General features: G+C 70.5%; 18 protein-coding genes and 1 pseudogene. 6 read left to right on the plus strand and 13 right to left on the minus strand.

Translation table 11 applies throughout. From position 1 onward, the window contains the following. Window position 1: 1 nt before the first annotated feature. From xdhB to IEZ01_RS36205, 4 genes are all read right to left on the minus strand, one after another. Window positions 2-2,398: a xanthine dehydrogenase molybdopterin binding subunit gene (gene xdhB / locus IEZ01_RS25240; RefSeq protein WP_019884238.1), complete on the minus strand. Its 2,397-nt coding sequence runs from the start codon at window positions 2,396-2,398 to the stop codon at window positions 2-4. Next, window positions 2,395-3,870 (minus strand): xanthine dehydrogenase small subunit, encoded by a 1,476-nt coding sequence (locus IEZ01_RS25245; protein WP_189203921.1) that lies wholly within the window; start codon window positions 3,868-3,870, stop codon window positions 2,395-2,397. The genes xdhB and IEZ01_RS25245 overlap by 4 nt, the downstream gene beginning before the upstream one ends. Before the next feature lie 438 nt (window positions 3,871-4,308). Beyond that, window positions 4,309-5,250, minus strand: coding sequence for a MerR family transcriptional regulator (locus IEZ01_RS25250; RefSeq protein WP_189203923.1), 942 nt, complete (start codon window positions 5,248-5,250; stop codon window positions 4,309-4,311). Between the two features lie 250 nt (window positions 5,251-5,500). Next, entirely contained in the window at window positions 5,501-5,935 is a 435-nt protein-coding gene (locus IEZ01_RS36205; RefSeq protein ID WP_444545491.1) for an AAA-type ATPase lid domain-containing protein, read from the minus strand. A 381-nt stretch (window positions 5,936-6,316) separates the two neighbouring features. On the opposite strand from IEZ01_RS36205, the gene IEZ01_RS36210 reads away from it, so the two are divergent. Further along, window positions 6,317-6,565: a TOBE domain-containing protein gene (locus IEZ01_RS36210; protein ID WP_444545492.1), complete on the plus strand. Its 249-nt coding sequence runs from the start codon at window positions 6,317-6,319 to the stop codon at window positions 6,563-6,565. Between the two features lie 32 nt (window positions 6,566-6,597). Continuing rightward, a complete protein-coding gene (locus IEZ01_RS25265; RefSeq protein ID WP_189203925.1) occupies window positions 6,598-6,930 on the plus strand; it encodes a putative quinol monooxygenase in 333 nt (110 codons plus the stop codon). Between the two features lie 15 nt (window positions 6,931-6,945). Here IEZ01_RS25265 and IEZ01_RS25270 read toward each other — a convergent pair whose 3' ends face one another. Beyond that, on the minus strand, window positions 6,946-9,366 hold the full coding sequence (locus tag IEZ01_RS25270) for a SpoIIE family protein phosphatase (protein ID WP_189203927.1): 2,421 nt from the start codon (window positions 9,364-9,366) through the stop codon (window positions 6,946-6,948). A gap of 313 nt (window positions 9,367-9,679) precedes the next feature. Between IEZ01_RS25270 and IEZ01_RS25275 the strand changes: the two genes are divergently transcribed. Next, a complete protein-coding gene (locus IEZ01_RS25275; RefSeq protein WP_189203929.1) occupies window positions 9,680-10,006 on the plus strand; it encodes a hypothetical protein in 327 nt (108 codons plus the stop codon). Window positions 10,007-10,170: 164 nt separating this feature from the next. Here IEZ01_RS25275 and IEZ01_RS25280 read toward each other — a convergent pair whose 3' ends face one another. From IEZ01_RS25280 to IEZ01_RS25310, 7 genes and pseudogenes are all read right to left on the minus strand, one after another. Further along, the gene (locus IEZ01_RS25280) at window positions 10,171-10,953 is read right to left on the minus strand and encodes an SDR family oxidoreductase (RefSeq protein ID WP_189203931.1); all 783 of its coding nucleotides are present in this window, start codon (window positions 10,951-10,953) and stop codon (window positions 10,171-10,173) included. A gap of 1 nt (window position 10,954) precedes the next feature. Further along, window positions 10,955-12,184 carry an acyl-CoA dehydrogenase family protein gene (locus tag IEZ01_RS25285; RefSeq protein WP_189203933.1) on the minus strand — a complete coding sequence of 410 codons (1,230 nt, stop codon included), beginning with the start codon at window positions 12,182-12,184 and terminating at the stop codon, window positions 10,955-10,957. A gap of 121 nt (window positions 12,185-12,305) precedes the next feature. Next, window positions 12,306-12,581 (minus strand): annotated as a pseudogene (locus IEZ01_RS25290) (SDR family oxidoreductase); the annotation flags it as partial. A gap of 138 nt (window positions 12,582-12,719) precedes the next feature. Continuing rightward, window positions 12,720-13,412 (minus strand): TetR/AcrR family transcriptional regulator, encoded by a 693-nt coding sequence (locus IEZ01_RS25295; RefSeq protein WP_028797231.1) that lies wholly within the window; start codon window positions 13,410-13,412, stop codon window positions 12,720-12,722. A gap of 82 nt (window positions 13,413-13,494) precedes the next feature. Beyond that, window positions 13,495-15,021, minus strand: coding sequence for an AMP-binding protein (locus tag IEZ01_RS25300; protein WP_189203935.1), 1,527 nt, complete (start codon window positions 15,019-15,021; stop codon window positions 13,495-13,497). Between the two features lie 141 nt (window positions 15,022-15,162). Further along, a complete protein-coding gene (locus tag IEZ01_RS25305; RefSeq protein WP_019884253.1) occupies window positions 15,163-15,807 on the minus strand; it encodes an HAD family hydrolase in 645 nt (214 codons plus the stop codon). Further along, entirely contained in the window at window positions 15,807-17,120 is a 1,314-nt protein-coding gene (locus tag IEZ01_RS25310; RefSeq protein ID WP_229833220.1) for an acetyl-CoA C-acyltransferase, read from the minus strand. The genes IEZ01_RS25305 and IEZ01_RS25310 overlap by 1 nt, the downstream gene beginning before the upstream one ends. A 734-nt stretch (window positions 17,121-17,854) precedes the next feature. Between IEZ01_RS25310 and IEZ01_RS25315 the strand changes: the two genes are divergently transcribed. The 3 genes from IEZ01_RS25315 (at window position 17,855) to IEZ01_RS25325 (ending at window position 21,060) form a co-directional block, all read left to right on the plus strand. Continuing rightward, window positions 17,855-19,390, plus strand: coding sequence for a fused MFS/spermidine synthase (locus tag IEZ01_RS25315; RefSeq protein WP_189203937.1), 1,536 nt, complete (start codon window positions 17,855-17,857; stop codon window positions 19,388-19,390). Continuing rightward, window positions 19,387-19,563, plus strand: coding sequence for a hypothetical protein (locus IEZ01_RS25320; protein ID WP_189203939.1), 177 nt, complete (start codon window positions 19,387-19,389; stop codon window positions 19,561-19,563). Before IEZ01_RS25315 ends, IEZ01_RS25320 begins: the two co-directional genes overlap by 4 nt. Before the next feature lie 111 nt (window positions 19,564-19,674). After that, window positions 19,675-21,060 (plus strand): MFS transporter, encoded by a 1,386-nt coding sequence (locus IEZ01_RS25325; RefSeq protein WP_189203941.1) that lies wholly within the window; start codon window positions 19,675-19,677, stop codon window positions 21,058-21,060. A 75-nt stretch (window positions 21,061-21,135) separates the two neighbouring features. Here the strand turns inward: IEZ01_RS25325 and IEZ01_RS25330 are convergent, their stop codons facing one another. After that, the gene (locus IEZ01_RS25330) at window positions 21,136-23,022 is read right to left on the minus strand and encodes a helix-turn-helix domain-containing protein (protein WP_019884258.1); all 1,887 of its coding nucleotides are present in this window, start codon (window positions 23,020-23,022) and stop codon (window positions 21,136-21,138) included. Between the last annotated feature and the right edge of the window lie 32 nt (window positions 23,023-23,054).

Consider the following 23,054-nt stretch of genomic DNA (forward strand, 5'->3'; position numbering starts at 1 on the left):
GTCAGGCACCGCTCAAGGCTTCTGCGTGGACCTTGCCGTCGTGGACGTCGGCGGTCTTCGGGGCATCCGCCGCGCGAGCCTCCTGGACCGCCCAGAACACCGCCTCCGGCGTCGCGGGAGAGGCCAGATCGACGCTGACCCCGCTCGGCCCGAACGCGGCGGCGGCCTGCCGCAGCGCCTCGCGCACCGAGAACGCCAGCATCAGCGGAGGCTCGCCCACCGCCTTGGAGCCGTAGACCGCACCCTCCTCGGTGGCGTTCTCCAGCAGCGTGACGTTGAACTCCTCGGGCATCTCCGAGAAGCTCGGCAGCTTGTACGTGCTCGCCGCCTGCGTCAGGAACCGGCCGCGGTTCGGGCCGTCGCTGGTGTCCCAGCGCAGGTCCTCGAGCGTCAGCCAGCCCGCGCCCTGCACGAAGCCGCCCTCGACCTGACCGATGTCGATCATCGGGGAGAGGCTCTCGCCCACGTCGTGGACGATGTCCACGCGCCGGATGCGGTACGCGCCGGTGAAGCCGTCGACCTCCACCTCGGTCGCCGCGGCGCCGTAGGCGAAGTACTTGAACGGCGAGCCCCGGAACGACTTCGCGTCCCAGTGCAGCCCCTCGGTCCGGTAGAAGCCGGACGCCGAGAGCTGAACACGCTGGAAGTACGCGGTGCGCACCAGGTCGTCCCAGGCCAGCTCCTTGTCGCTGCCCAGGGCGCGCGCGACGCCCTCGACGATGCGTACGTCCGAGCCGTTGGCGCCGAGCTGGGTGGCGGCGACCTGCAGCAGCCGCTCGCGCAGCTGCTCACAGGCGTTCTTGATCGCTCCGCCGTTGAGGTCCGCACCGGAACTGGCGGCGGTGGCCGAGGTGTTGGGCACCTTGTCGGTACGCGTGGGGGCGAGGCGCACCTTGTGCAGCGGGATGCCCAGCGTGGTCGCGGCCACCTGCATCATCTTGGTGTGCAGGCCCTGGCCCATCTCGGTGCCGCCGTGGTTGATCAGGACGGAGCCGTCCTTGTAGATCAGCACCAGCGCGCCGCCCTGGTTGAAGGCGGTGAGGTTGAACGAGATGCCGAACTTGATGCCGGTGATCGCAAGGGCCCGCTTGGTGTTCGGATGTGCGGCGTTGAACGCGGCGATCTCGCGCTTGCGGTCGGCGATGCCGCCGTTCTCCAGCACCTGCTGCCAGACGGTGGAGATCCGCTCGGGCTGGGTGACCGGCTGTCCGTACGGCGTGGTCTGGCCCTGGCCCGGCTGGTAGAAGTTGCGCTCGCGCAGGTCCATCGGGTCGAGGCCGAGCTGCGGCGCGCAGCGGCCGAGGATGTCCTCGATCACCAGCATGCCCTGCGGTCCGCCGAAGCCGCGGAACGCGGTGTTGGAGACGGTGTTGGTCTTGGCGATGCGGCCGGCGACGCGCGCGTTGGGGATCCAGTACGTGTTGTCGATGTGGCAGAGCGCGCGGGCGAGGACCGGTTCGGACAGGTCCAGGCTCCAGCCGCCGTCCGCGACCAGGGTGGCGTCGAGGGCCTGGATACGGCCTTCGGCGTCGAAGCCGATCTTCCACTTGGCGTGGAACCCGTGACGCTTGCCGGACATGGTCATGTCCTGGGTCCGGTTGAGCCGGAACCGGACCGGCCGGCCGGTCAGCTTGGCGCCGAGCGCGGCGACGGCCGCGAAGCCGTGCGGCTGCATCTCCTTGCCGCCGAAGCCGCCGCCCATCCGCAGGCACTGCACCGTCACCTCGTGGGCGGGCACACCGAGGACGTGGGAGACGATCTCCTGGGTCTCCGAGGGGTGCTGGGTGCTGCTCTGGATGAACACCTGCCCGTTCTCGTCGACCTGGGCGAGCGCCGCGTGTGTCTCGAGGTAGAAGTGCTCCTGGCCGGCGAACTGGAACTCGCCGGTGAACACGTGCGCCGAGTCGGCGAAGCCGGCGTCGACGTCGCCGTGCACCATCAGGGGCTGGGCGCCGTGGTAGCTGCCGGCCTCGATCGCGTCCCGCAGGCTGACCAGGGAGGGCAGCTCTTCGAGCTCCACCTCGACGGCCGCCGCACCGAGCCGGGCCGCCTCCAGGGTCTCGCCGAGCACCCAGGCCACCGCGTGGCCGTGGAACATGACCTCGTCGGGGAAGAGCGGCTCGTCGTGCTTCATGCCGGCGTCGTTGACGCCGGGCACGTCGGCGCCGGTGAGCACACGGACCACGCCGGGCACGGCGAGCGCGGGCTTGGTGCGCAGCGCGGTGATCCTGCCGTGGGCCTTCATGACCTGGACCGGGTAGGCGTGCAGTACGTCCTTGGTGCGCTGGACCAGGTCGTCGGTGTAGAGCGCGGTGCCGGTGACGTGCTGGAAGGCGCTCTCGTGCGGCATCGAGACGCCGACTACGGGCTTCTCGGGGCGCTCGGACAGATGACTCATGACGACACCGCCTCGGTGGTCTGTGCGTGCAGCTTCAGCAGGCTCTGGCCGAGCATCGCGGAACGGTAGAGGGAGCTGGCGCGATGGTCGTCCATCGGCGTGCCCTCGCCGCGCAGCAGCCGGGCCGCGGCCTCGACGGTCTCCGCCGACCACGGCTTGCCCTCCAGGGCCGCCTCGGTGGCCAGCGCGCGGATCGGGGTGGCGGCCACGCCACCCAGGCCGATGCGGGCCTTGCGGACGACCCCGTCCTCGATGTCGAGCGCGAAGCCGACCGCGACGCTGGAGATGTCGTCGAAGCGCCGCTTGGCGATCTTGTGGAAGGCCGTGACCGGCGACAGCGGCAGCGGGATCCGCACCGCGCGGATCAGCTCGCCGGGACGGCGCACGCTCTGCCGGTAACCGGTGAAGTACTCCGCCAGCGGGACCACGCGCTCGCCGTCGGCGTCGGCGAGGACCAGCGACGCCTCCAGCGCGAGCAGTACCGGCGGGCTGTCGCCGATGGGGGAACCGGTCCCCAGGTTGCCGCCGAGGGTCGCGCCGTTGCGGATGAGCCGGGAGGCGAACTGCGGGAACAGCTCGGCCAGCAGCGGGACTTCGCCGTCGAGGCGGCGCTCGATCTCGGTGAGCGTCAGCGCCGCGCCGATCTCGATGTGGTCGGACTCGACGCGCAGCTCCCGGAGTTCGGGCAGCCGGTCGATGGCGACCACGCAGTCCTCGCGGCGGGAGCGGATGTTCACCTCCACGCCGTAGTCGGTGGAGCCGGCGACCACGACCGCGTCGGGCCGCTCGCGCAGCAGCCGCAGCGTCTCGGCAAGGGTGTTCTTCCGTACGAACGCGCTGTCGTCCTGGACGTATTCGGTGGCGACCGGTGCCGGCGGCGCCTGCTCGCGGCGCTGCGCCAGCGGGTCCTCGTCGGCCGGCTCGCCGACGGCGAACGCGGCGTCGCGGATCGGGCGGTAGCCGGTGCAGCGGCAGAGGTTTCCGCTCAGCGCGTGCAGGTCGAAGCCGTTCGGACCGTGCTCGTGGTCGGTGCCGTCGGCCGGGTCGGACTCCGGTTCCGGGTGCGCGCAGCGGTCGGGCCGGTAGTACTCGGCGGCCATGCTGCAGACGAATCCCGGCGTGCAGTAGCCGCACTGGGAGCCGCCGCGGACCGCCATCTCCTCCTGCACCGGGTGCAGGGTGGGCGCCGTGCCGGCTTCGCCGACGGTGGCGAGGCCTTCGGAGGTGATGACCTCCTGGCCGTCCAGCGCCGCGACCGGGACCAGGCAGGCGTTGACCGCCACCCAGTCGGTGGGCTTGTTCACTCCCGGACGGGCCACCAGAACCGAACAGGCACCGCACTCACCCTCGGCACAGCCCTCCTTGGTGCCGGTGAGGCCGCGCTCGCGCAGGAAATCCAGGACCGTGGTCTGGGGCGCGGCCGGCGAGATGGGCGTTTCTTCCCCGTTGATGGTGATACGCGGCGCTACCATGACAGGCCTTCGTTTCGGTACGCAATCAGTTGATTCATCATGTTTGCCAATTCCAGGCAGCTTTCTGTGATCAGAGGGCGCCGCGTGACGGGAGCGGGCGCGAAGCGGCACGCGACAGCGGCGTGCCAAAGAGGCGGTGAAGAGAAACCTGGACCGTGCCATGAAAGGGCACGTCAGAACGGCGTGATCAGCAGCCGTGCGCGATACGACCCGGAACCCAGACCGTGCTGTGGGCGAGGCGACTCAGGTCAGAGCTGGTGTACATCCGCCGGTCGCCTCCTCTCGGTCGTCATGGGTCGACGTTGACCGCAAATTAGTGGCTGACGCCACAGAGGTCAAGAGGTTGTCCGCTCCCTGAGCCTCTCCGGGGCCTCCGCCCGCCGGTACAGCCGCGGCGCCGGTTCTGCGCGTACCCGGCTCCGGCTGTGTGCCCCTGTGTCACCGCGGCGCCCGTACGCGCAGCGCCGTGACGGACCAGTCGAGGGCCGGGGCCAGAGGCTGCGGGGCCGGCCAGTCGTTGATGACCGCGAGCAGGTGGAAGTAACGGTCTCGGCGCGGATCGTTCGCGGCCTCCAGACGCGGCAGCAGCCACAGGTGGGGTTCGGTGTCGTCGAGACGGCCGAGGGCGCGGGCACAGCCGGCGGTGAGCTCCCTGACGACAGAGTCGGCCTGGGGCGCTTCCGGGGCGATCCCCGACCCGGCGGCGGCTCCGGCGAGGTCACGGGCGACGGCGACGACATTCGGGCGCGGTGGTGTGGATCCGCTCCCGGACAGACCCGCTGCGTAGTCTACGGTCACTCTCCGCACACGCTCGCGGAAGTCCGGGTCCAGCGACAGTTCGGCCAGCTCCACCCATGCCTCGATCTGCGCGTCCGTGGGGCTGTCGGGGAGTTCCGGTGTCATGGAGCGCCGGGCTGCGGCATGGCGACCGGCGCCGCCGCCCAGCCCCTCGAAGACGGTGTCGAGGAAGCCGTCGATCAGTCGTCGGCGTTCTCCTTGGGAAAGCTGAGCCAACTGGTGCATGCGTTCCATCTCCTCATGGGTTGGCCTGCGCCTGGCCGCGGCCATCAGCACCGCCCGCTGCAGCCGCAGGGCGGCGATCTGCACGTCCAGCGCGGCCGCGTGCTGCTCCGCGACGTCGCCGAGCGTCAGCTCTCGCTCCACGACCTGCCGGATCGCGTCGAGGCCCAGTCCGAGTTCGCGCAGCGTCCGCACCAGGGTCAGTCGGGCGACGGAGTCGGGACCGTAGCGGCGGTAGCCGGCCAGGGTGCGGTCGGCCGGCACCACGATGCCGCGGTCGGAGTAGAAGCGGATGGTCTTGACCGTCAGCCCCGTGCGCCGGGCCAGTTCACCGATCGAGTAGAGCGTGCCGTCGTCCATGACCTCACCTTCGCGTCTCCCCCTACGGGAGACTCAAGCCCGCTCCGGCGGCCCGTGGATCAGGCACGGCTGCTCACCGCGGCCGGATGAGGACGGCCGCGCGGGCGGGCTACGCGAGCGGCTTCGGTGCCACCGTAGTCCGCCCCGCGGCCCAGGCCCCGTCGTCTCCGTGCGGTGCGTGTACGCGCCCCGACGGCGACATCGCGCGGCGCCGCACGCCACGGCTGCCCGATGGCCCGGAGGCAGTCCGTCAGGTCAGGCTCGACGGGACGATGCCGTAACGGCGCATCTTGCGGTACATCGTGGCGCGGGAGATGCCGAGGTCCAGCGCGGTGCGCTGGACGTTGGAGTGGTGGTCCAGCAACCCGCGTAGGATGGCGTCGCGTTCCAGCGCCTCGATGGTGGGGCGGCATTCCAGTGGGAGGTCGTCGGCATGGATCATCGGGCCGGATGGCCGCCGCGCCAGCCCGCGCATCACCGACTCGAGCTGCCGGACGTTCTCCGGCCAGGGGCATCGCTGCAGCATGGTCAGGGCATCCGGGGAGAACCTGCTCTCACCGCTCGGCCGGTACTTGCGCAGGAAGAACCGCGCCAGGTCCTCGATGTCCCCGGGGCGGTGGCGCAGGGGCGGCACCTCCACCAAGGCACCGCAGAGCCGGTCGAGTTGGTCGTCGGTGCTCACCATGGACGGCTGGCTGGTCAGGACCAGTTGCCCGGTGGCGGTGCCGTCCAGGTGTGTCAGCAGGTTCCTCAGCCGTTCCCGCAGCTGGTCGCCCAGCAGGTGGACGTCGCGCAGGACGAGCACATTGGACGGCACGGCGAGCAGCTCTCCGACGTCGTGCAGCCAGCCCTCGGTGGCGGCCGGTGCATCGGACAGCGGCGGCTGCGTCGTCTCCAGCCGGCGTCCGGCGCCGTGGGCCCGGTGCAGGGTCTCGACCAGCGTCCTCTTTCCGACACCGGCCTCGCCCAGGAGGTGCAGCGGCGTCCCGGCGACGAACGCCGCCCGGCTGTCGGCGACCGCGCGCAGCCTGCCTGGGGAATCCCGCGCGACACGACCGGGGTCCAGGTGGGCGTCCGGCCCGAGTACGTCAAGATCGTCACGGACCCCGGTCCCAACACCTTCCCCGGCAGACTGCGGGGCGTCACGGACCACGGCGCGCAGCGCGTGCTCGAGGTGGAGGTGGCCGGGCAGCTCGTGAGGACCAAGACGCCGCGGGAGGAGGGGGTCCCGGCCGGCGAGGAGGTGCTGGTCCATCTGCCGCGCGCCAAGGTCCTTCCATACGCGGACGGCCGGTTGGTACTCCGGTCGTCATGACCCGTCGAGCAGGACATCAGCAAAGGAATCCCATGATCTTCATCACCGCCAAGTTCCGAGTCCGTCCCGAGCACGCCGACCGCTGGCCCGAGGTCACCGCCGACTTCACCCGGGCCACGCGCGCCGAGCCGGGCTGCCTGTGGTTCGACTGGTCGCGCAGTGTGGAAGACCCGACGGAGTACGTCCTGATCGAGGCCTTCCGCGACGACGAGGCCGGGGCCACGCATGTGCAGTCCGCGCATTTCAAGGCGGCGCAGCAGACGTTGCCGCCCCATCTGGTCGAGACGCCGCGCATCGTCAACATGAACCTTCCTCAGCACGACTGGTCGCTGCTGGGGGAGATGGCGGTCCCCGGCCAGGAGTAGCAAGGCCCGCTACGGTCAGGTGGACGTGCCGGCCAGAGGTTGTTCGGTCCACACCGTCTTTCCCTCGCGGGTGTACCGGGTGCCCCAGCGTTCGGCCATCTGGGCCACCAGGAACAGGCCGCGCCCGCCCTCGTCGGTGGTGCGGGCGCGGCGCAGGTGGGGTGAGGTGTGGCTGGTGTCGCTGACCTCGCACACCAGGCACCGTTCACGGATCAGGCGCAGGGTCGCCGGGCCGCCCGCGTAGCGGTAGACGTTGGTGACCAGTTCGCTGGCGATCAACTCGGTGGTGAACGCCAAGTGCTCCAGACCCCACTCGGTCAGCTTGGCGGAGGTCAGGGCGCGGGCGCGGGCGGCGCTTGCGGGCTCCGGTGGCAGACGCCAGGAGGCGACATCGTCCGGTGGCAGCGTGCGAGTGCGGGCGATCAGCAGAGCGACGTCGTCGCCGGGGCGCGATGGCACGAGCGAGTCGACCACCGCTTGGCAGGTCCGTTCCAGCGCGTCGGCGGGATGGGTCAGCGCTGCGCACAGCTTGGTCAGGCCGACGTCGGCATCGATGTGGCGTTCGCCGATGAGTCCGTTGGTGTACAGGCTCAGCAGACTTCCCTCGGTCAGTTCGACGTCCCGGGCCTCGAACGGCAGGCCGCCCAGGCCGAGCGGTGGGCCGGCGGGCAGGTCCAGCAGCTCCACCTGTCCGTCCGGGGCGGTCACCGCGGGCGGCGGGTGGCCGGCGCGGGCCATGGAGCACCGCCCGGAGACCGGGTCGTACACGGCGTACAGGCAGGTGGCACCGATGACCTGCTCCCCTACGGGCCGTTCGCCGGCTGCTTCCTGTTCGGCCGCCAGGAGGTCGACCAGGTCGTCCAGGCGGGAGAGGACCTCGTCCGGTTCCAGGTCGAGGCTGGCGAGCGTGTGGACGGCGGTACGCAGTCGGCCCATGGTGGCGGCGGCGTGGATGCCGCGTCCCACCACGTCGCCGACGACCAGGGCGACCCGGGCCCCGGACAGGGGGATGACGTCGAACCAGTCGCCGCCCAGGCCTGGGGCCGCGCTGGCGGGCAGGTACCGCATGGCCACCTCGACGGCCGACTGGTCCGGGACCGTCCGGGGCAGCAGGCTGCTCTGCAAGGTGAACGCGGTCTGCTGTTGCTGGGTGAAGCGCCGGGCGTTGTCGATGGCGACGGCGGCGCGCGAGGCGAGTTCCTGGGCGAGGGTGAGGTCGTCCGCCTCGAAGGGATCAGGGCGGCGCGAGCGCCACAGGGTCATCACGCCCAGCACCAGGCCTCGCGCGGCGACGGGGACCACGATCAACGAGTGAGCGCCCAGGGCCGGGGCATGGGCCCCCTGGTGGCCTTCCTTCGAGTACCAGTCGGGTGGGAGAACCGGTTCCAGGACGGGCCGTCCTTCGGCCAGGCATCTGGCCTGGGGGGTGTCAGGCCCGAACTCCACCGGCTCGCCGTGGGGATGGGGCGGGCCGGCCTGTTGGGCGCCGACGCTGCAGACGCCCACGCGGACCACCGGCTCTGCCAGCGCCTGCGCCAGTTCCCCACCGCACGTCACCGGCCGAAGCAGGTCCACCGACGCGTGGTCGGCAAGGTGAGGCACCATCACCTCGGCGAGTTCCCGGGCGGTCTCCGCCACGTCCAGGGTGGTTCCGATACGGCTGCCGGCCTGGTCGAGAAGCCCGAGCCGACGCTGGGCCCGGTGACGTTCGGTGATGTCCTCGATCATCTCGGCCACACCCAGGACACGGCCGGACGCGTCCTCCATCGGGAAGGAGGAGACCATCGCGACCCGCTCTCGTGCCGGATCCCACTCCAGGCGAACGAACTGCTCGGAGTAGACCGTCGGCCTTCCGGTCTCCATCACCTGGCGCACCCGGTCCACGGCCCTGCGTGCGTCGTCGGGCACGAGGAAACAGCCGGTGGGCAGCCCCCGAAACTCCGCTGCCGGGACGCCGCTGAAGCGTTCGATGGCCCGGTTGACCCGGAGAAGCCTCAGGTCGGGGCCGTGGACGACCAGGCCGATCGGACACCGGCGGTACAACCCGTCGAGCACCGCGCGGTCCCTCTGCCACTCCAGGACGTCAACCGCGAGTGCTCCGGCGAGAAACCACTCGCGGCTGTGGCCGCCGCGCGAGAGCGCTTGTGCCCGGAGCCCCATCTCCAGGAGCCGCCCGTCGCTGTGCCGCACGTTGAGCACCCCGAACCAGCCGCTGTCTCTCCTGCAGCTCGCCGCGGCGTCCCTGACCGCCGGCAGATCGCGGGGATCGGCCAGGACCTCGAATGCCGGACGGCCGATCACGGCTGTGTCGGGATGGCCGAGCAGTTCCTGGGCCCGCCGGTTCCATCCGACCACGGTTCCCCGGTCGTCGAGCACAGCCAGGGCGGCGAGGTGCGGGGCGAACGGATCGTCGTGGGTTTCGCTGAGCTCCGTCATCCGCTTCTCCACCGCTGGACACCAGTTTGTCCCATTGAACCCGGTGAGGCCGCGCGCTCGCCGCCGCGAGGTACGGCGTGGCGGGCACCGGTGACGGAGCGGGGGCGGCCCCGAGGTGTCAGGGCATCGACCGGGACCGCCCCCGCCGGCTGCCGCTCGTCCGAACAGGCCCTGGGGCCGCACCGGGCGCACATGGGTGTGAGCACCCAACTTCCGGGCTGCCGGACTGTGCGCCGCGCACAGATCCCCGCGGGCGGATGTCCCACCCCGGGCCTGTTGACGGAGCACGAGGCGGGCGGCGACGATCGGCGCCGTGCCTCGTGGACCCGCTCTGGGCACCCTCCGACTCTCCGAACCGCTCCGCCGGGAGCGGCGGCGGATCCTGCACACCGTCCACGACCGGCTCGAGGAGGTGGCGGAGCAGGAGCGCCGGACCGCGGCCACGCTGACCGCCGAGCGCAGCCGTGGCGTGGACGACCCCATCGCCCTCTTCGTGGCCGGAGCCAGGGCCTACCTGGAGGGCACCTGGACAACCGAAGGCTCGGCAGACTCCTCGTGGAGGACGACGGCCCCGCGGGGTTCGACGCCTTGCGCCGCCAGTGGGACCGCGCGTGGGTCCGGCGCAACGCCCGGCTCCTGAAGGTGGACGAGCGGCGACGCGCCGGCCGGGTCCGCGCGCCGCCGCGAACGCGCCGAAGGCGAGGCCTACGGCCTCCGGGAGATCGTGGACGAGGTGTGCGGCATCCTGATCCATCTGTCGGCACCGCCCGGTTGAATCACCGGGCGGGCCCCACGGCGTTCGGCCTAGGCGCCGATGCCGGCTCCTTGCCTGAACGGGAGCGCGTCACCGAGCAGTTGGCCACCGTCGATCACCATGGTCTCGCCGGTGATCCAACTCGCGGCGTCGGAGACGAGGAAGGCGACCGCCGAGGCGATGTCGGCGGGCTCCCCTATGCGCCCGAGTGCCGTCGAGGCGGACACGGCCTGCTCGTGCTCCTTCCACAGCGCCTCGGCCAGCTTGGTGCGCACCACACCCGGTGCCACCGCGTTGACGCGGATCTTCGGCGAGAGCTCCAGGGCCAGTTGCTTCGTGAGATGGATCAGTGCGGCCTTCGACGCGTTGTACAACCCGATGTTCGCCTCGAAGGCCATGCCGCCGACCGACGCGGTGTTGACGACCGCACCGCCGTGCTCGCCCATCCAGGCCCGGGTGGCCAGCCCCGTCCACAGGACGGGAGCCCACAGGTTCACGTCGAAGGTTTTGGCGAACCGGCCGTGGTCCTGGTCGATGACCGGCCCGAAGGCCGGGTTGGTCCCGGCGTTGTTGACGAGGATGTCCAGGCTTCCGAAGCTTTCGAGCGTCAGATCCACACAGCGCCGGGCCGCCTCTTCGTCGACCGCGTGCGCACCGACACCGACCGCGCTGCCCCCGACCTGGACCGCTGCGGCCTCCGCCGCCTCCTGGGAGCGTGACGTGAGGACGACGTTCGCGCCGGCGACGGCGAGGGCTCGGGCGATCGCCAGCCCGATACCGCGCGAGGCACCGGTGACCACTGCGGTGCGACCGGTGAGATCGAGTCCTGCCATCTCAGTTCACCGCCGCCGCGGCCTCGTCGCGGTACTGCCGCAGTTCCTGTTTGGCGATGGCCCGCTTGTGAACCTCGTCGGGACCGTCCGCCAGCCGCAGCGTCCGCAGCTGCGCGTACATCAGCGCCAACGGGAAGTCGTCGGTCACTCCCGCTCCCCCGTGCACCTGGATCGCGCGGTCGACGATCTTCAGCGCGATGTTCGGGGCGGCCACCTTGATTGCGGCGATCTCGGTGCGCGCTTCCTTGTTTCCGACCGTGTCCATCAGATACGCGGCCTTGAGCGTGAGCAGGCGGATCATCTCGATGTCGATGCGCGCTTCCGCGATCCAGTCCTGGATGTTGGACCGTTCGGCGACCGGACTGCCGAAGGTCACCCGTGACTGCGCGCGCCGGCACATCAGCTCCAGCGCCCGCTCGGCCGCACCGATGGCCCGCATGCAGTGGTGGATACGACCGGGCCCGAGCCGCGCCTGGCTGATCGCGAAGCCCTCGCCCTCACCCTTGAGCAGGTCCTTGGCCGGCACCCGTACGTCGTGGAAGTCGATTTCGGCGTGCCCCTCACGGTCCTGGTAGCCGAACACCGGCAGACCGCGCATCACCGTGATCCCGGGGGCGTCGATCGGGACGACCATCATCGACTGCTGCCGGTGCGGGGCGGCGGTGGGGTCCGTCTTCCCCATGACGATGAGCACCTTGCAGTTGCGGTGCAGGGCGTTGGATGCGAACCACTTGCGGCCGTTGAGTACGTACGCGTCGCCGTCGCGCTCCATCCGCAGCTCGATGTTGGTGGCGTCGGAGCTGGCGACACGCGGCTCGGTCATCGCGAAGGCCGATGCCATCGTTCCGTCGAGGAGCGGCTTGAGGTACTTCTCCTTGTGCTCGTCGCTGCCGAACAGCGTGAGCACCTCCATGTTGCCGGTGTCGGGAGCGTTGCAGTTGCACGCCTCGGAGGCGATGTGGCTGCGCCCCATGATCTCCGCCAGCGGCGCGTACTCGAGGTTCGTCAGCCCCGGGCCCCACTCCGGGTGCGGGTGGAAGAGGTTCCACAGTCCGCGCCGGCGCGCCTCCGCCTTGAGTTCCTCGATGATCGGCGGGTGGAAGTGGGGGTCACCCGACGCACGCATCTGCTCGTGGTACACCGCCTCGGCGGGGTAGACGTGCTCGTCCATGAACTCGAGCAGATCCGCCCGGTACTTCTTGGCGCGGTCCGAGGTATCGAACAGGGACATACGAACTCCTTACGGGGATGGAGGGAAATTCGGGGCGGGCGGCGAGGAAGGCTCGCCCGGCGTACCGGTCATGGCTGCGCCAGCAGGGCCCTCTGGTAGCGGCGCATCCCGCGCAGGCACCGTCCCCGGAGTCCTCTCCGGAGGTCAGCATCCTGGTGTTCACGCCCATCGGGCACAGACAGCTGACCCGGACCCCGCGATCGCCGTACGTGACGCTCAGCCATTCCGCGAAGGCGACGGCCGCGTGCTTGGTGACGGCGTACGTGGCGGAGCCGATCTGGGTGAGCAGGCCGGCCGCCGAGGCGGTGCTGACGAAGTAGCCCTCACCCCGCTCGGCCCACCGCGTCACCAGCAGCCTCGCCGCACGGATGTGGGCCCGCAGGTTCACGTCGATCGCAACCCTCTCCGTTGACGGGGCGTGCTGTGCGTTCCACCTGTATAGTTGAATCCGACGTCAAGTTCAATAGCTGCTTGCGCGGAAGCACAAGAGAAAGCCGCTCAACCCCAGGGGTTGAGCGGCTACGAGGCAGGCGGATCAGTGGTGGCCGGGGAACCGCAGGGCGTTCGCCCAGAGCCGGGTGACCGTGGACACGAGTTCCTCGAAGTCCACCGGCACATCTCCCTCTTGCTCTTCACTGAGTACGAAGGCGTTGTAAGCCATGACGCTGACCATGCCGGACAGTGCACGGGACGCCATCATCGGATCGACCTCCCGATCTGCGACGCCCCGCGCCTGCAGATCGACGATGCCACGGGCATTGCGGCGGATGAACGCGTCCCCGCGCCGCCTTCGGAACTCACGGAACTCCGGCTCCACCTGTGCGACCTGCTCGAGCAGTGCCATCAGCTTCGCGTTCCGCTTGTATGCCGCGAGATACGCGCGGTTGCTCGCCTCGAGCACCGCATAGGGATCGTCGGTGCCCTGCACCCGGCCCATGCCGGGGTGCATCATGTCCTCCTGCGCCTCCAGGAGGACGGCGGCAAGCACCTCTTCCTTGTTGGAGAAGTACGTGTAGAAGGATCCCGCCGCGCATCGCGCCTCTTTGGTGATGTCGGTGAGGCGGGTGTCGAGGTAGCCGTCCCGTTCGAACACCTTCCGCGCGGCCTTCACCAACGCGGCCCGTGTCCGCGCCCCGCGCTGTGTCGTAGGCGGCTCGCGCAGCTGCGAGAAGGGCGCCACAGGCGGTGCGGTCTCGCTGTCGGTCTCCTCGGGCGCAGTGGTGTCCATCCCCGGACCATACTTGAATCCGACGCCATAGTCATAAACCCAAGGAGCCGGCTGGGCCGGTTGATGTCCCGGTCTCCGAGGTTCAGCGGGGACGGACGGCAACATCGCCGGGCGCAGTGTCGCGGGTCAGAGCGCCACGGTCGATGGACCGCTTGAGGATCTTCCCCGTCGGGCCCTTGGGCAGTGCGTCGACGAACCGGACGATGCGCGGGATCTTGTAGGCGGACAGCCGCTCCCGTGCCCAGCTCGACACCTCGGCGGCACCGAGTTCCGAACCGGGCCGGGCGGCGATGAGCGCGGCGACCTCCTCGCCGTAGTGGTCGTCGGGAACGCCGATGACGGCTGCCTCGACGATGTCGGGATGCTCGTAGAGCACTTCCTCGACCTCACCGGGGTAGACGTTGTAGCCGCCGCGGATGATCAGGTCCTTGACCCGGTCGACGATGCGCAGGTCGCCGTCCGTGTCGGTCTCGCCGAGGTCGCCGGTCCGGAACCAGCCGTCGGGTGAGATCGCCGCGGCGGTGTCCGCGGGGCGGTTCCAGTAGCCGCTCATCACCGTGGGCCCCTTGATGTGGACCTCTCCGACGGTGCCCGGCGGGCACTCGTTGCCGTCGCTGTCACGCACCTGGACCTGCAGTCCCGGGACCGCCCTGCCGGTGTACCCGGTCTTGCCGCCGCGGTCGTCGTCGTTGAAGGTGCCGAACGCGGTGGTCTCGGTGAGCCCGTACCCTTCGAGGATGGTGCAGCCGAACCGGGCCTCGAAGGCCCGGGCGACCTCCCCGGGCAGCGAGGCACCGCCGGAGACGGCGACACGAAGCTGGGTGAAGGCCGCCGGGTCCGCATCGCCCGCCGCGTGCAGCATCGCGTTCCACATGGTCGGTACGCCGGCCATGATGGTGAGCCGGTCGCGGCGCAGCATCTCCAGCATCGACGCGGGGTCGAACCGGGCGAGCAACGACATCGAGGCGCCCGCGGTCAGGCTCGCCATCAGGACCGATGCCTGGCCGAACACATGGAACAGCGGGAGTCCGGTGCCGATGCGGTCGGCGCTCGAGGCGCGGCTGCACGCGGCGCCGATCTCCCCGGCAGAGAGCAGGTTGCCGACCGTGAGTTGGGCTCCCTTCGGCCGCCCTGTGGTGCCCGACGTGTACGGGATGGCCGCCGTCTCGTCACGGTCCCGGTCGACGACGTCGGCGGGGGTCGCTCCGGTGACCGACGCTCCCGGGGACAGCGGCCGGAACGGCACCTTGAGCGCCGCGGCCGCCTCGGCGACGCCTGGACCTAGCGCCTGCCAGGCGATCGCCAATGAGCACCCGGCATCGCCGAGGACGTACTCGACCTCGGCCCGGGTGACCATCGTGTTGACCGGCACCACGACGCAGCCCGCGGCCTGAATACCGAGGTAAGCCACCACGAACTCGGGCACCGACGGCGCCGCGAGCAGCACCCGGTCCCCGGGGGACAGTCCTGCGGCGGCCAAAGCCCCCGCGTACCGTGTGCTCGCGTCGCGCAGTTGAAGGTAGGTCCACTGGTCCGCGTCGCCGCGCAGTGCGATGTTGCCTGGGGTTTCGGCCGCGTGGCGGCACACAGGGTCGAGAACGCCGGTCATGGTTGGTGCCTTCCGGGATGTGAGCAGGTGACGGCGCGGGGCTCACCGCGACGATCGGTTGGTTGGCCCGGCCTGCGCCTCAAGTCCTCAGCCGGTGTGGCGGGATGACCGACACCGCGCTGTACCCGATCCGTCGATCGGTCAGGTGGTGATACGGAAGCGTTCGGCGAGTTGGCGGCGGGTGTCGGCGGCACTGGTGTGCAGCACGCCCTCGATTCCGATCCGCGCCGCTCCGTCGAGGTTCTGCTGCAGGTCGTCGATCATGACTGCCTCCTCGGGGTCGATGCCGAGGCGTTCACATGCGATCGCGTAGATCCGGCGGGAAGGCTTGCGGATCCCGACCTCGGAGGAGATGACGACCACATCGGCGACAGCGGCGAGGTCGACGCCGTCATAGGTCCCGGTTCCGAACGCATTGGAAACGAGCGCCACGGGACAGCCGGCGGCGCGAAGCTCACCGAGCAGCGCGAGCGTGTCCGGATCGATCGACAGTCCCGCTTGCATCCGGGCCATGAGCCCCTCTGCCGGTACGTCGGTGCCGTGGGCGCGGAGGCGCTCGGCGAATCCGCGTTCGAAGGCTTCGGCGTCGATACGGCCGCACTCGTGGTCGGCCAGGAGGGTGCGTGAGGGCTGGTCCTGGGCGAGGAGCTCCAGCGGCAGGCGTGGGTCGCCGCCGAGCGAGGCGCCGAAGTCGGTGAAGGCCCGCAGCACACTGGAGGTGATGACCCCGCCGAAGTCCACCAGGACCGCGGTTCGGTCCTTCTCCTTCTTCCTCACCGTCTCCATCAGACGACCTCGAAGAGTCCGGCCGCGCCCATTCCGCCGCCGACACACATCGAGATCACCACGTACCGGACCCCTCGGCGCTTGCCCTCGATCAGGGCGTGCCCCACCAGGCGGGCACCGGTCATGCCGTACGGATGGCCGACCGAGATCGCACCACCGTCGACGTTGAACCGCTCCGGGTCGATGTGCAGTTCATCGCGGCAGTACAGCGCCTGGGAAGCGAACGCCTCGTTGAGTTCCCACAGGCCGATGTCGTCGATGGTGAGATTGTGCTGCTTCAGCAGCTTCGGAATGGCCAACACCGGGCCGATGCCCATCTCGTCCGGCGCGCAACCGGCAACGGTCAGGCCCCGGTAGACACCCAGCGGTTCCAGACCGCGACGCTCGGCCTCCTTCGACTCCATCAACACCGAGGCCGAAGCCCCGTCCGACAACTGCGAGGAGTTGCCCGCCGTCACACTGGAACGCGCGCTCACCTGGCCGTCGGGCAGCACCGTCGTCAGCCCTGCCAGGCCTTCGAGCGTCGTCGATGCGCGGTTGCCCTCGTCCCGGGTCAGGGTGACCTCCTCGTCCCGCACCTCCCGGGACTGCTTGTCCAGGACCTTCTTGACGCTGCTGAGCGCGACGATCTCCTGATCGAACCGGCCGGCCTCCTGCGCCGCCGCCGTGCGCTGCTGCGACACGAGCGCGAACTCGTCCTGGCGTTCCCGGCTCACGCCGTAGCGTTCGGCGACGATCTCCGCCGTCTGCAGCATCGGCATGTAGATACCCGGCTTGTGCTCGACCAGCCAGGGATCCGTCATGCGGTGGGTGTTCATGTGGTCGTTCTGCACGAGAGAGATCGACTCGACACCGCCGCCGACAGCGACCTGCATGCCGTCCGCGACGATCTGCTTGGCGGCCGTCGCAATGGCCATCAGGCCCGACGAGCACTGCCGGTCGATCGTCATCCCCGACACGACGTCCGGAAGCCCGGCACGCAGAGCGACCTGGCGAGCCACGTTGAAACCGGAGGACCCCTGCTGCACGGCACAGCCGAAGATGACGTCCTCGACCTCGCCTCCCTCGAGCCCGGCGCGCTGCACCGCGTGCGAGAGGGCATGGGCGGCGAGTTCCTGCGCCTGCGTGTCGTTGAACGCGCCGCGGTAAGCCTTTCCGATCGGGGTCCGTGCCGTCGAAACGATGACTGCTTCCCTCATGTCACCCACTGCTTCCTGTTGATGGTGCCGTACGACAACTGACGCGCCGTAACTGCTCCTTGACCGCCTGGACCGCTTGAACCTCTTGCTTCGCCGACCGATGACATGAGCCATGACCGCAGAAGGTGACGCAAGCCGGTCTCCGGCTCGTTATAGTTGAATTCGGCGTCATGTTCAACCATGGCAATCTGCGCTCATGACTTGACAGCGCCGCCCGCCGACTGGAAGCTACCGACCAGTCGGTTTGAATGGGGAGGCCGTGGCCGAGCTGAGGATCTCCACCGGTGCGGGCATGCCCGACGCGATCGCGGCGGGTCCGCCCGAGGGCCGCCCGGCGCTGCTGCACGGCTTCCCGCCAGACGGGGCTGGTGTGGCAACGGCAGATCCCTGCGTTGGCCGCGCAGGGCTGCCGAGTGGTGGCACCGACCTCCCGGCCCTTCCCGCCTACGCCACCCTGGGTGACAGCGACTGCGAACGTCTCGCCGAACTCGCCGGGCCCGTTCGGCCGCGCTGTCGTCGAAGCCGGCCTCATCAAGCTCGGCTGACCGGACACGGACCATGACCAGCCGGCGAGCAGATGAGCGCTGCCGACGTCGTCGAGGTCGGCCATGACGCCGAGTCCAGCCTCGTGGACGTGGCCGATGACCGGCATCATCACAGCGATCACGACTCCCTGCGTGGCTGCTCAACACACGGCCACGTAGCGGAAGATCAGCGAGGTGGAGTCCCGGGAGACCCATCAGAAGGACACGGCAGACCGTACGCAGCTCTAGCGCGCCGTCACCTCAGCGGGTCTCATCGGGAACGACTGACCTCGCCTCGACGAGTCGCATGCAAGGATGCTGCCCGTGACCGGATCGTCTTCCTCGCCTGTCGCAGAGGGCACGCCTGGCAACTACGGCCTGGGTTCCCGGGCCGCTGCCGTCCTTGTGTTCGGATCCTCGGCCGCAGTCCTGGTGATCGAGATCGTCGCTTTGCGGCTGCTGGCTCCCTACCTCGGCCTCACCCTCGAGACCAGCACCATAGTGATCGGCATCGCCCTCACCGCGATCGCCGTCGGCTCCTGGCTGGGTGGGCGCATCGCCGATCAGGTCAATCCACGCCGGCTCTTGGGCCCCTCGCTCGGAGTGTCGGGAGCGGTCGTGGCGCTCACCCCTGCCGTGCTGCGCACCACTGCGGAGTGGGCACCGGCGGTGCTCTTGTTGATCGCGTCGCTGACCGTCCTCGTACCGGGCGCCCTGCTCTCCGCGGTGACGCCGATCGTGACCAAGTTGCGTCTCACCAGCCTCGCCGAGACCGGAACGGTCGTCGGCCGGCTGTCCGCCGTCGGAACCGTCGGCGCGATCGTCGGCACCGTGCTCACCGGCTTCGTCCTCGTATCGCGGTTGCCGGTCAGCGGCATACTGATCGGCCTCGGAACACTGCTGCTGGTCGGCTCGGCGCTGGTCGAGTGGCGAACCCGCGGGTGGAGCAGCACGCCTGTCCTCACGCTCGTGGTCGTTGCCGGCGGCCTCGCCACCCTGGTCGCGCCCGGTGGCTGCGACACGGAGACCAAGTACCACTGCGTACGGGTCGTCGCCGACCCCGACCGTGACAGCGGCCGCACACTCGTTCTGGACGGCCTGCGGAACTCCTACGTCGACATCGACGACCCGACCTTCCTGGAGTTCGAGTACGTGCGCGCCATCGCGTCGGTCGCCGATGCCGCCTTCCCCGAAGGTGAGCCACTTGCTGCCTACCACGTGGGCGGCGGCGGGCTCACCTTTCCCCGTTACCTCGCGGCCACGCGGCCCGGGACACGCAGCGTGGTCTCCGAGATCGACAGCGGGGTCGTGCGCGTCAACCGCGACCAACTCGGCCTGAGACCGGAAGCCGGTATCGATGTACGCACCGAGGACGGCAGGCTCGGCCTGCGGCGACTCGACACCGGCAGCCGTGACCTCGTCGTCGGCGACGCCTTCGGGGGCGTCAGCGTGCCGTGGCACCTCACTACGGTGGACGCGATGACCGACATACGGCGGGTACTCAACAAGGACGGCCTGTACGTCGCCAACCTCATCGATTACGGTGATCTGGCCTTCGCGCGAGCCGAAGTAGCCACCCTCAGCGAAGCCTTCGCGCACGTCGCCCTCATCGGCGAACCCACCGATATCGGCCTCGACCCGACCGCCGCCCCCGATGGCGGCAATCTGGTGGTGCTCGCCTCCGACCGACCAGTCGACGTACGCGCGATTCAGAGCGCGTTGGACGCCCGCCAAACCGGCTGGAAGATCGCCACCGGTGACGACCTCACCTCCTGGACCGGCGATGCCCAACTGCTCACCGACGACTACGCACCCGTCGACCAGCTCCTCCAGCCCTACAGCCCACGCAGCAACCAGTGACACGACGCACGTCCGAGCCGGCCGTGCCACCCGCCCACACCTCCGTCGACGAGACCGCCGGCGCGCTGCCCACGGCCAACCGCGGGAATCCGTCCACGATCGTCTGCTCCCACGCCCGCCCGTCCCAGTGCGCGTGGGCGTACCTGTACCGGAACCGGAACGTGGTGCGCTGACGCATAGCCGCGCCCCGAACTATGTTGCCCCACCACATGTGCGCCTGACCTGCATGTTTCTACGGTGTGCCCACACGTACCGTCCCCACCGCACACGAGGAAGTGGCGCACATGGCCTCCGCAACCACCGCTCCCCGGCCCCCGGGCAATCTCAAGCGCATCGTCGCCGCGTCCCTCATCGGCACCACCATCGAGTGGTACGACTTCTTCCTGTACGGGTCGGCCGCCGCGCTGGTCTTCAACAAGCTGTTCTTTCCCGAGTCCGATCCGCTCGTCGGCACCCTCCTGTCCTTCCTGACCTACGCCGTCGGGTTCGCGGCGCGGCCCCTCGGGGCGCTGGTGTTCGGGCACTACGGGGACCGGCTGGGGCGTAAGAAGCTGCTTGTGCTCAGTCTGCTGATGATGGGCGGGGCCACCTTCGCCATCGGGCTCCTGCCGACGCACGCCGCCATCGGGAGCGCCGCGCCCGTGCTGCTCACCGTCCTGCGGCTGGTGCAGGGGTTCGCGCTCGGGGGTGAGTGGGGCGGGGCCGTGCTGCTCGTGTCCGAGCACGGGGATGCGAAGCGGCGGGGGTTCTGGGCTTCCTGGCCGCAGACCGGGGCGCCCGCAGGGCAGTTGCTGGCGACCGGGGTGCTCTCCGCCCTCACCGCGCTGCTGTCGGACGCCGCGTTCACCTCCTGGGGGTGGCGGGTGCCGTTCCTGCTCTCGGGGGTGCTGGTGATCGTGGGGCTGTGGATCCGGCTGTCGGTCGACGAGTCGCCCGTCTTCAAGGCCGCTCTCGCCGCCGCCGAGGAGCGCAAGGGCTCCGCCGGTCAGGTGGAGAAGATGCCGCTGGTGGCCGTGTTGCGGCACCACTGGCGGGATGTGCTGGTGGCGATGGGCGCGCGCATGGCGGAGAACATCAGCTACTACGTCATCACCGCGTTCATCCTCGTCTACGCCACCACCAGCACGGGCCTGAGCAAGCAGACCGCGCTCAACGCCGTTCTCATCGCCTCCGCCGTGCACTTCGCCGTCATCCCGGCCTGGGGCGCGCTCTCCGACCGGATCGGCCGCAAGCCGGTCTATCTGATCGGCGCGGTCGGCGTCGGCGCCTGGATGTTCCCGTTCTTCGCGCTGATCGACACCAAGAGCTTCGGCAGCCTGCTGCTCGCGGTGACCGTCGGCCTGGTGCTGCACGGGGCGATGTACGCGCCGCAGGCGGCCTTCTTCTCCGAGATGTTCGCGACCCGGATGCGCTACTCGGGTGCCTCGATCGGCGCCCAGTTCTCCTCCGTCGCGGCCGGCGCCCCCGCGCCGCTCATCGCCACCGCGCTCCTCGCCGACCACGGCACCCCGACGCCGATCGCGCTGTACGTGATCGCCGCCGCGCTGCTCACCGTCGTCGCGATCGGCTGCGCGAAGGAGACCCGACACCGGGATCTCGCCGAGGTGGACGGCGCCGAGAGCGGCGCCGCCGCCCGCGAGACCGCCGCGGCGGACGCCCGTACCGCCTGAGCACGCCGAGCTCCTCGCCCCAGGTCCGGTGGATCGCACGATCCACCGGACCCTTCGACGTGTCAGCTCGATGCGTCAGCGCGTCACGGCCGCCGCCATCGCGTGCAGCCGCAGCGCCAGTTGGATCTCCAGCGCGCGGGCCGGCTCCTGCCAGTCCGCGCCGAGCAGCCGCCCGACCCGGTCCAGCCGCTGGGCCACCGTGTTGACGTGGACGTGCAGCGCGTCCTTGGTACGGGCCGGGCTCATCCCGCTCGCGAAGTACGCCTCCATCGTCCGTATCAGGTCCGTGCCGCGCCGCTCGTCGTAGGCGACGACATCGCCGATCGTGCGCCGGACGAAACCTTCGACGTCCCGGCCGTCGGCGAGCAGCAGCCCCAGGAAGCCGAGGTCCTGTGCGGCCGCGCCCTGGCCCGTGCGGCCGAGCAGGCGCAGGGCGTCGAGGCAGCGGCGGGCTTCCTCGTACGCGCCCGCTACCGCCCCCGGCCGGGCCGCGGGCGCCTCGACCGGTGCGGAAGCGCCGACGGTGACCGACTCCCGCAGCGCGCCGCCCAGGTGCCTGGCGGCTTGGCGGGCGAGTTCGGCGGCGCTGTCGCCGGAGCCCAGTGGCAGCAGCAGGACGGTGCCTCCGTCCCGCGCCGACGCCAGGCCGTGCCGGGTCGCCGCCAGATGGGAGGCGGCGGACCACAGCCGCTGACGGTCCGCGCTCTCGCGGCCGCCGGTGTCAGGCCCGCTGCCCGCGGTCGTCCGGTCGATCCGGGCCGCGAGCACCACATGCGGGGCGTCGACGTCGGTACGGAGCCGGGCGGCCCGCTCCCGCAGCAGCCTCCGGTCCCGGTCGGGCGCGTCCAGCAGGTCGTCGAGGAGCTCGCCTCGTACGCGCTGTTCGGCCTCCCCGGCCGAGCGGTGGGCGAGCAGCAGCAGGGAGGTGACCAGCGCGGCGCGTTCCAGGGTGCGCTGGTCGACCGGGTCGAGGTCGCCGTGGCCGCGCAGGACGAGCGCGCCGAGCAGCTCGCCGCCCGCGGAGACGGCCGCGACCCAGTCGTCACCGTGGCGCACGGCACGGCCGTCGCTCTGCGGCGCCGTCGGCACGGTCTCGGTGAACTCGACGGCGCCGTCGAGGACTTCGGAGAGCGCCTCGGCCACGTCGTGGACGCCGCCGCCGTGCAGCACGAGCTCGCTGAGCCGGTCGTGGACCTCCGAGGCCCGCTCGATGACGGCGCTGCGGTCACGGATGATCTCGTTGGCCCGCTCCAGTTCGGCGAGGGCGGAACGGGTCTCGGCGAGGAGGTTCGCGGTGTCGATCGCGACCGCCGCGTGGGCGGCGAACGAGCCGAGCAGCGCGACCTGTTCGCGTTCGAAGACCCGGGCGCGGCGGTCGGCCGCGAAGAGCACGCCGATGACCTGGCTGCCCAGCGTCAGGGGGACGCCGAGGATGGCGACGAGGCCCTCGTCGCGGACGCCGGAGTCGATGGCCCGCGTGTGCTGGAAACGCTTGTCGTCGAAGTAGCTGTCGGTCACATAGGGGCGGGAGGTCTGGGCGACGAGCCCGCCGAGCCCCTCCCCCATCCCCAGCCGCAGCTGCTGGAAGCGGGCGGAGACGGATCCGTCGGTGACCCGCATGTAGGTGTCGCCCGCGACCGGGTCGTTGAGGCTGAGGTAGGCGACTTCGGTACCGAGGAGGGCCCTCGCCCGCTGCACGATGGCCCGCAGGACCGCGTCGAGGTCGCGCAGCCCCGCCAGGTCGTGCGCGGTGGCGAAGAGCGCGGACAGCTCGGCCTCACGGCGGCGGCGCCCTTCGAGCTCGGCGCGGACGCGCAGGGCGAGCTGCTTGGCGTGCTCGAGCCCGGCCAGCTCCTCCGGGCCCGCGCCGCCCGCGCGGGCGAGCAGCACGGGCCGGTCGTACGCCTCCACGGCCGCTCCGCGGGCGAGGAGCTCCAGGTAGGAGGCTTGTTCATGGGACATGGACACAGGGATACCTGCCGTACGGGTGATCG

Origin of the sequence: Streptomyces purpureus (assembly GCF_014648195.1) — a bacterium.
GTDB classification, from domain to species: domain Bacteria; phylum Actinomycetota; class Actinomycetes; order Streptomycetales; family Streptomycetaceae; genus Streptomyces; species Streptomyces purpureus.

Coding starts and splice junctions, on each gene's coding strand:
- xdhB (WP_019884238.1), bottom strand. CDS start 2,398: ATGAGTCATCTGTCCGAGCGCCCCGAGAAGCCCGTAGTCGGCGTCTCG.
- IEZ01_RS25245 (WP_189203921.1), bottom strand. CDS start 3,870: ATGGTAGCGCCGCGTATCACCATCAACGGGGAAGAAACGCCCATCTCG.
- IEZ01_RS25250 (WP_189203923.1), bottom strand. CDS start 5,250: ATGGACGACGGCACGCTCTACTCGATCGGTGAACTGGCCCGGCGCACG.
- IEZ01_RS36205 (WP_444545491.1), bottom strand. CDS start 5,935: ATGGTGAGCACCGACGACCAACTCGACCGGCTCTGCGGTGCCTTGGTG.
- IEZ01_RS25265 (WP_189203925.1), top strand. CDS start 6,598: ATGATCTTCATCACCGCCAAGTTCCGAGTCCGTCCCGAGCACGCCGAC.
- IEZ01_RS25270 (WP_189203927.1), bottom strand. CDS start 9,366: ATGACGGAGCTCAGCGAAACCCACGACGATCCGTTCGCCCCGCACCTC.
- IEZ01_RS25280 (WP_189203931.1), bottom strand. CDS start 10,953: ATGGCAGGACTCGATCTCACCGGTCGCACCGCAGTGGTCACCGGTGCC.
- IEZ01_RS25285 (WP_189203933.1), bottom strand. CDS start 12,184: ATGTCCCTGTTCGATACCTCGGACCGCGCCAAGAAGTACCGGGCGGAT.
- IEZ01_RS25295 (WP_028797231.1), bottom strand. CDS start 13,412: ATGGACACCACTGCGCCCGAGGAGACCGACAGCGAGACCGCACCGCCT.
- IEZ01_RS25300 (WP_189203935.1), bottom strand. CDS start 15,021: ATGACCGGCGTTCTCGACCCTGTGTGCCGCCACGCGGCCGAAACCCCA.
- IEZ01_RS25305 (WP_019884253.1), bottom strand. CDS start 15,807: ATGGAGACGGTGAGGAAGAAGGAGAAGGACCGAACCGCGGTCCTGGTG.
- IEZ01_RS25310 (WP_229833220.1), bottom strand. CDS start 17,120: ATGGCTCATGTCATCGGTCGGCGAAGCAAGAGGTTCAAGCGGTCCAGG.
- IEZ01_RS25325 (WP_189203941.1), top strand. CDS start 19,675: ATGGCCTCCGCAACCACCGCTCCCCGGCCCCCGGGCAATCTCAAGCGC.
- IEZ01_RS25330 (WP_019884258.1), bottom strand. CDS start 23,022: ATGTCCCATGAACAAGCCTCCTACCTGGAGCTCCTCGCCCGCGGAGCG.